The sequence below is a fragment of the Nonomuraea sp. NPDC026600 genome (assembly GCF_040638335.1).
Classification (GTDB): Bacteria; Actinomycetota; Actinomycetes; order Streptosporangiales; family Streptosporangiaceae; genus Nonomuraea.
In genome coordinates this window covers 61136-68057 of the sequence record NZ_JBEZYD010000056.1, presented here as the reverse complement: position 1 = coordinate 68057, position 6922 = coordinate 61136, and the positions used below count along the sequence as shown (strand labels likewise).

8 protein-coding genes are annotated in these 6922 nt (G+C 68.3%); 4 read left to right on the top strand and 4 right to left on the bottom strand.

The window, feature by feature from the left end; all coding sequences use genetic code 11:
• Positions 1-109: 109 nt before the first annotated feature.
• Both AB0F17_RS60875 and AB0F17_RS60870 read left to right on the top strand, forming a co-directional pair.
• On the top strand, positions 110-358 hold the full coding sequence (locus tag AB0F17_RS60875) for a hypothetical protein (protein WP_358044941.1): 249 nt from the start codon (positions 110-112) through the stop codon (positions 356-358).
• Between the two features lie 290 nt (positions 359-648).
• Positions 649-864: a hypothetical protein gene (locus AB0F17_RS60870; protein WP_358044938.1), complete on the top strand. Its 216-nt coding sequence runs from the start codon at positions 649-651 to the stop codon at positions 862-864.
• Here the strand turns inward: AB0F17_RS60870 and AB0F17_RS60865 are convergent, their stop codons facing one another.
• Positions 865-1770 (bottom strand): ISAs1 family transposase, encoded by a 906-nt coding sequence (locus tag AB0F17_RS60865; protein WP_358044935.1) that lies wholly within the window; start codon positions 1768-1770, stop codon positions 865-867. It lies immediately after the preceding gene.
• 352 nt (positions 1771-2122) lie between these two features.
• On the opposite strand from AB0F17_RS60865, the gene AB0F17_RS60860 reads away from it, so the two are divergent.
• On the top strand, positions 2123-2401 hold the full coding sequence (locus tag AB0F17_RS60860) for a hypothetical protein (protein WP_358044932.1): 279 nt from the start codon (positions 2123-2125) through the stop codon (positions 2399-2401).
• A 259-nt stretch (positions 2402-2660) separates the two neighbouring features.
• On the opposite strand, the gene AB0F17_RS60855 is transcribed toward AB0F17_RS60860, so the two are convergent.
• From AB0F17_RS60855 to AB0F17_RS60845, 3 genes are read right to left on the bottom strand one after another with little or no spacing between them, the layout of a single operon-like run.
• Positions 2661-3998, bottom strand: a complete 1338-nt coding sequence (locus tag AB0F17_RS60855) for an FtsX-like permease family protein (protein WP_358044929.1) — start codon at positions 3996-3998, stop codon at positions 2661-2663.
• Positions 3995-4660, bottom strand: a complete 666-nt coding sequence (locus AB0F17_RS60850) for an ABC transporter ATP-binding protein (protein ID WP_358044926.1) — start codon at positions 4658-4660, stop codon at positions 3995-3997. Before AB0F17_RS60850 ends, AB0F17_RS60855 begins: the two co-directional genes overlap by 4 nt.
• Positions 4653-5177 (bottom strand): PadR family transcriptional regulator, encoded by a 525-nt coding sequence (locus tag AB0F17_RS60845; RefSeq protein ID WP_358044923.1) that lies wholly within the window; start codon positions 5175-5177, stop codon positions 4653-4655. The genes AB0F17_RS60850 and AB0F17_RS60845 overlap by 8 nt, the downstream gene beginning before the upstream one ends.
• Before the next feature lie 169 nt (positions 5178-5346).
• Here AB0F17_RS60845 and AB0F17_RS60840 point away from each other — a divergent pair, with 169 nt between their 5' ends.
• Positions 5347-6915, top strand: a complete 1569-nt coding sequence (locus tag AB0F17_RS60840; protein ID WP_358044920.1) for an alkaline phosphatase D family protein — start codon at positions 5347-5349, stop codon at positions 6913-6915.
• Positions 6916-6922 lie beyond the last annotated feature (7 nt).

The following is a 6922-nucleotide window of genomic DNA, read 5'->3' as shown; positions in this document are numbered from 1 at the left end:
CGGCCTTCGGCGACTCCTCCCGAAAAGCCCGGAACGCCACCAGCGACGTCCAAGAAATCCCAATCGTCCCGAACTATTTCGCTGAGATCACCTCAGTGCCTCCCTGAACTTGGAGGAGATACCCGCCGGGTGGTCTCTCCGGGAAGGAAACCTGAAGTTCGAGGACGGGGTGAAGTATAGAGTTGCCGCCTATTCCTCGAAAACTAATGCCATACTCCGCCCTGTTGATTTCACGACCAAGGTGAAGAAGGATATTCCGCTCGACAGAATTTTGATCCAGGAGTACCTGTCCGACCGTGACAAGAATGTCCTTCTGGCTGACGGCGAGTTCAAGGCGCGGGCGCGACTCTATTGCTGAGCAAAGTGTGCTCACGAAAAGAGGCTACAGGGGTCTCGCATCGCGTCACCTTGGTGGCGACCTCAATGCCGTGCGGGCGGGTCACGGCAGCTTGGGTCTTCTTCTCTACTCTCGCGGCGCCTGCGCCTGCCACGCTTGATGTGCTTCTAGCGCTTTCGCTCGTTCGTCAGTAGGAGGGCTCTTCCTCGTTTCTTCCGAGGGTAGGGCTGGTTGGTGTGCCGCGATTGAGGAGCGCCGTAGCCTGGCATCATCTGCCTTGCCCTTTCGGGCCAAAAGGAAGGGCGCACGCAGTGATCGATCTTGGGCTGGACATCCCGCTCTGGTTGAGCGGGATCTTCGCCGTCGCGGTTCTCCTTGGGTGGCTGGGCGTCGCTGCCGCCAAGGTGATCAAGGAGTTCATGCCGAGCGGCAGCAGGGATCGCAAGGAGCTTTGGTACACGTTTCTTGAGCACCGCCGAGCCCAGGGCCCCGGCGTTGATTCGATTTGTCGAGTTCCGTTATGTTGATCAGATGTTGTAGACGGCGAAGGCGGCATTGTGATCGAGCAGGTCACGGCGGGCATGGGCGATGTTGGCGTGGTCTGCCAGGCGCATGGTGCTGATGACCAGGTTGCGGAAGCTGGCCAGGACTCGGGGTGCGGCACCGGTCCTGACCTGGGAATGGTCCTCGCGGAAGGTGACGTCGCGGACCCAGTGGAGACGATTTTCCACGGTCCAGTGCGCGCGTTCGTAGTGGTTGAGGTGAGCGGGCCCGGCCAGGTCAGTGGGCAGGCTGGTGATGCCGTACACGATCTCTTTACTGGTCCACGGGCCGTCTATCTCGCCGACATCGCGGCGGAGCCGGAAGGCCTGGCGGGCGCCGGGGAACAGCTCGCCGGTCACCTCGACGGTGCGGATGGTCCGGCGTTCGCGGCGATGGTGCCCGCTGTCGTCGTCGATGGCGGTGGTCTGGGTCCAGTCGGCATCCGGCCCCGACAACAGGGCGTGGGCGGCGGCTCGGGTCAGCGGCTGATTCCCTTTCAAGATCAGGACGTAGTGGGCGTTAAGTTGTCCGGTGATCAGGCGGGCGGTGGCCTTGGTGGTGTGCAGCGCGTCCAGGGTCAGCACCATCCCGGCTACCTCCAGTTGGGACAGCAGCGTGCGGGCTGCCGGTCCTTCGCACCGTTTGCTGGCGACTTGGCTCTGCCCCAGCACGACGCCACGCTCGTGGCTGATCGCCCCGACCAGGAAGATGCAGCCGCCGTCGGCGGTGCGGGCGCCGCGGCAGGCTTTGCCGTCGATCGCGGCAGCGGGCAGCAGTCCGGCCGGCGCAGGATGGGTGATCTGTCGTCGGGTAACGCGGCGTTGTTCCCGCCCGGCAGGGCCGGGGGTGTCGGGTATCTGCGGGTACGGGCGCCGACCCGCGCACCACATCGGTCACGTAGCCACCTAGCGCCGCGTCCAGGGCGTCGGCGTCCAGACCGGCCAGGACCCGGCGGAACATGCGCTCGCTGGGAACGGTGAAGCGTCCTCGTATCCCACCTGCCGAAACGCTCAACCTCGCCATACCGGATCAGAACCTGGGAACGCCGGGGCCCTGCGGATGAAGGCACTTCAGCAAGAAGTGCGGAAGGCATCGGAGCGGCGCAACCGGCTTCCCGAACCAGCGCTCGGCCTGCTTCGTCCCGACGCCGGGAACTGTCACTGCACCACATCACCCTGATGACAAGCATGTGCCGGCCAAGGGAGTTGCGTGAGAAGAATCAGCTGGTCAGCGACACTCGCGATGTTGATCGTCGCCCTCACCGCCTGCCAGCCACGCACCAGCCGGTGGGTGGAGCTCGAGAACCGCACGAGTGAGACCGTGTCGGTGAAATGGCTCGGCGACACGACCGCCGGCCGACAGGTTCCCCCCGGAGAATCGACGCGGATTGCGGTCGTGTCTGGAGCCTGCCTCCATGTGGGAGCCGAAGACGTGCTCGTGGCCGACACGGTCAGTGGACGCCGTTTCACCTTCGGCCCGCCCGCCTGCAAAGGCGGAAAGTGGACTCTGCCGACCAGTTGATCCGAGGCTGGACGCAGGGGGCACGTTGGAGACCATGGCCGTGGTGAACGCGCCGGCCATCCCTCAAGGTGGTTGGAACACGTCGGCGGCGTGACTGGCCCGAAGGGTGAGAAGCTCGCGTCCGCTGTCGACGCGGTCCGCGGCCGCGTTCTGGCGATGGCTACCGGCTTGGCCGCGCTGCTCGCGGTCTACTACACCGCCCACAACGCCGACAGCGTCCGGCGAACCTTCCACCCTGGCGAACGCGGCCACGACACCGTCACTCGGTACGGAGTTCGTCCGGGTCGAGGGCGCGGCGGAGGAGGGGGCGGGCGGCTCTGGCCACCAGGAGAGCTGTCACCACGCCGATCAGCACCATGAGGATCACGCGGACCGCCCCCCAGATGAGCGCTTTCGGCAGTTCCTGGAAGGCGTAGGCGCCGGTGGGGATCAGGACGACGCCCACCCCTGCGAGGGCGGCGACCAGGCACACCGGGATCGACGTGGTGAGCGCCTGGCGGATGAGGACCCGGCCCAAGGCGGGCACGGGCGCGCCGGCAGCGGCCAGCGCCGCGAACGACCGCCGGTGATCCAGCAGCGCCTCCGCCTGATGCACGACGAGGGCGGCGGCCGAGGTGGCCAGCGCGATCAGCAGGGCGAGGTCTATCAGCAGGTAGGCCGTCATGAAGTAAGCAGGGACGTCGTCGGCGCCATGCGAGAAGATGATCCCCTGTTGGGCGCCCTCCATGGAGCCAAAGAACACAGTCAGCCCCACCACTGACAGTGCGCGGGCCCAGCCCCGTGGGTCGGCTTCCACGAGCCGGGCCGCGAGCAGGGTCTCGGCCGCCCGCGCGCGCCGCCCCACCCACCGTGCGGCTGCCCTGATCAGCCAAGCGGTGGCGAGGACCAGGCCGAACAGCAGGAGTACCATGCCGATGGCCATGATCAGCGCCACGCCGTACGACCCGATCGGCCCGACATAACTGCTGATGAAGGTTCGGCCGTTGACGGTCGCGGGGATAGCGAGCGCCCCTAGCCCCGCCGTGACCAGCACCAGGTCGAGCACCCTCGGGCCGGTCGGCTGCGCCCGCCGGACCACGCCCAGCGGAGAGGACACCACGTGCCGTCCCGCCTTCAATCCTGAGAACGTGCCGCTGAGCGTCACTGCGACAAGGATCGCCGGCATCAGGAGAGGGCGGGTCAGCGGCAGCGGCCACGACAGTGCCAGGTCGATCATCAGGTACACCGCGATGCCGATCAGCCCGCCCAGTGCCGCCTGCCACCCGCCCTCGTACGCCCCGAGCAGGCGCACGTGGCGCGGCGTGGCCCCGGCCAGTCGAAGGGCGGCCAGCCGCCGTTCCCTGGTGGCGCCGGCCAGCCGGCTCACCTGGTAGAGGAAGGCCATCGCCGGGAGGATCAGCAGGGCCAACCCCAGCGAGGTGAGGGCGCGCCCATCGCTGCTGAAGAAGGCGTCGATGCGCGCGTCCCGCGCCTGGAGCAGGCTCACCGCCACGCAGAACAGGAAGGTCGCGAGCGCCGCCCCCGCGGTCATGAGGCGCCCCCGAACCCGCTCCTGCCGCGACCCGCCCCTGGCGAGCATGCGCATCACGGCGATCACGCGGCCACCTCCGAGGCGAGCGCTCCGTCACGCAACACGATCTCCCGGTCGGCGTAGGCGGCCACCCGGTTGTCGTGCGTGACGATCACCAGGGTGGTGCCGTCCGTGCGGGCCGTACGGGTGAGCTCGTCCATCAGCCGTTCGCTGGCCAGCGAGTCCAGCGCCCCGGTCGGCTCGTCGGCGAAGGCCACGCGCGGCCCGGTGACCAGCGCGCGGGCTACGGCGACCCGCTGTAACTGGCCGCCGGACAGCGCGCCCGGCCGCTGGTCGCCGCAGTCGGCCACGTCCAGGCGTTCCAGCCAGGAGCGGGCGGTGCGCAGCGACTCCTGGCGGCCGTGCCGGTCGAACAGCAGCGGCAGTGCCACGTTCTCCGCCGCGGTCAGCTCGGGAACGAGCTGGCCGAACTGGAAGACGACGCCGAAGCTCCGCCTGCGCAGATCTGTGCGCCCGGCCTCGCCGAGCGTGTCGATCCGGTCGCCGTCGAAGAGGACCTCGCCCGACTCTGGGCGGATGATCCCGGCCAGGCAGTGCAGCAGGGTGGACTTGCCCGAGCCGCTGGGCCCGGTGATCGCGACGATCTCGCCCGCGCCGATCTCCAGCGACACACCGTCCAAGGCGACGGTTTGCGCGAACGTCTTGCGTAACGCGCGTGCCTCAAGCATGAGGTTCCTCCTTCAGGTCGGCCAGCCGCAGCATGGCCGTCTCGATCCAGCGCAGGTCGGCGTCGAGGTGCTGGAGCGCGTAGTCGGCGGCCAGCGCCTGGGCGGGGGAGCCCGCCGAGCGCTCCGCCGTGAGCTCGCGCATCCGCGCCAGGTGCGCGGCCCGCTGCCGGGACAGGTAGCCGTCGGCGGCGCCGTTGGCCACCGACGCGACCACCACGCGGGACAACAGGACGCTGGACAGGTGCGGCGCGGGCGGCTCCACCCCGTCCAGCCACCGGGTGAGCTCGGCGAGCCCCTCCTCGGTGATGGCGTACACCGTGCGTTCCGGGCCGCCCTCCTGCACCGTCTCCGCGACCTCGGCGAACCCGTCGCGCTGCAGGCGCTGCAACGTCGCGTACACCTGGCCGTACGCGAGCGGCTTGGCGCCGGGCAGGCGCCGGTCGTGCTCGCGTTTGAGCTCATATCCGTGCTTGGGCCGCTCCACGAGGAGCCCGAGCATCACATGTCCAGTCGACATGATCGCGACTATACATGCGATTCATACATCGAGTGAATAGTGAAGCGCCTTGGTGGATTGTGCGTGTGATTTAACGCAACTGTATGTGGTTTTTAACCCAAGTCTTGTTAAGAGCTTGGCTGATTGCTAGAAAGTGAAGGCTTTCGACCCCCCAGCTCTGAGGAAGCCCATGCACCGTCCCTCACGCCGATCCTTCCTCGGGATCGGCGGTTCAGCGCTCGCTCTCGCCTTCACCACCAACCTGGCCGACCCGTGGACGGCTCAGGCCACCGCCAGGGTCGACTACCCCTTCCAGCTCGGCGTCGCGTCCGGAGATCCGCTGCCCGACCGGGTGATCCTCTGGACGCGACTGGCCGTCAAGCCCCTGGAGCCGCTCGGCGGCATGCCGTACGGCAGGATCAAGGTCGATTGGGAGATCGCGGAGGACGAGGCGTTCACGCGCCGCGCCGGCCACGGCTCCGCGTGGGCCACCCCCGAGTACGGGCACTCGGTCCACGTGGACGCCACGGGGCTGCGGCCCGGCCGCGAGTACTTCTACCGATTCCGTACGGGCGGCCAGATCAGCCCGGTCGGCCGGACCAAGACCGCCCCGGCGCTGAGGAGCAGGCCCGACGCCCTGAAGGTGGCCTTCGCCTCCTGCGCCCTCTGGCAGGACGGCTACTACAGCGCCTACCGCCACCTCGCGGAGGAGGAGCCCGATGTGGTCTTCCACCTCGGCGACTACATCTACGAGTACGGCATCGTGCCCACCGGCGGCCTGCGCAGCACCCCGGTGCCTGAGCAGTACCGGGTGCAGTGCGACACCCTCGACCGCTTCCGCATCCAGTACGGCCTCTACAAGAGCGACCCGGACCTGCAGGCCGCGCATCAGCGCGCGCCGTGGATCGTCACCTGGGACGACCACGAGGTGCTCGACAACTGGGCGGGCAAGTACGGGCCCGGCGGTGAGGTGACCGAGCAGGACTACATGGTGATCCGCGCCAACGCCTTCCGGGCCTACTGGGAGAACCTGCCCATCCGGGTGCCCGCCGTGCAGGGGCCCGACGCCCGGATCTACCGCAGGTTCACCTTCGGCGATCTCGCCGAGTTCAACGTGCTCGACACCCGGCAGTACCGCGACGACCAGGTCTGCGGTGACGGGCAGCAGATCAACTGCGCCGACCGGCTCGACCCCGCCAGGCAGATGCTCGGCGCCGAGCAGGAGAAGTGGCTGCTCGACGGCCTGGGAGAGTCCCGCGCCAAGTGGAACGTGCTGGCCCAGCAGATCGCCATGATGCAGCTCGACTACGACGCCGGACCGGCCCAGAAGCTCAGCATGGACCTCTGGGACGGCTACAAGGCCGCCAAGGACCGCGTGCTCAACGGCATGATCGACCGCGAGGTCAGCAACCCCGTGGTGCTCACCGGCGACATCCACTACAACCTGGCCGGCGAGCTCAAGACGAACTTCGACGACCCGGCCTCGCGCACGGTCGGCGTGGAGTTCGTCGGCACCTCGGTCAGCAGCGGCGGCAACGGCAACGCCAGCACCGGACTGCCGGCCGGGGGCAGCGACCCGACCAACCCGCACCTCAGGTTCTCCAGCTACCAGCGCGGTTACGTCTCCTGCGAGGTCACCCGGACTCAGTGGCGGGCCGACTTCAAGGTCGTCCCGTACGTCGACAAGCCAGGCGCGCCCGTCTCCACCCGGGCCAGCCTCGTGACCCTCGACGGCACCCCCGGCCTGCAGGCGCTCTAACCCCGGA

Bases quoted from the DNA above. Each gene is read 5' to 3' on its own strand.
- AB0F17_RS60840 (WP_358044920.1), top strand. From the start codon at position 5,347: ATGCACCGTCCCTCACGCCGATCCTTCCTCGGGATCGGCGGTTCAGCG.
- AB0F17_RS60860 (WP_358044932.1), top strand. From the start codon at position 2,123: ATGTTGATCGTCGCCCTCACCGCCTGCCAGCCACGCACCAGCCGGTGG.
- AB0F17_RS60865 (WP_358044935.1), bottom strand. From the start codon at position 1,770: ATGTGGTGCGCGGGTCGGCGCCCGTACCCGCAGATACCCGACACCCCC.
- AB0F17_RS60850 (WP_358044926.1), bottom strand. From the start codon at position 4,660: ATGCTTGAGGCACGCGCGTTACGCAAGACGTTCGCGCAAACCGTCGCC.
- AB0F17_RS60845 (WP_358044923.1), bottom strand. From the start codon at position 5,177: ATGTCGACTGGACATGTGATGCTCGGGCTCCTCGTGGAGCGGCCCAAG.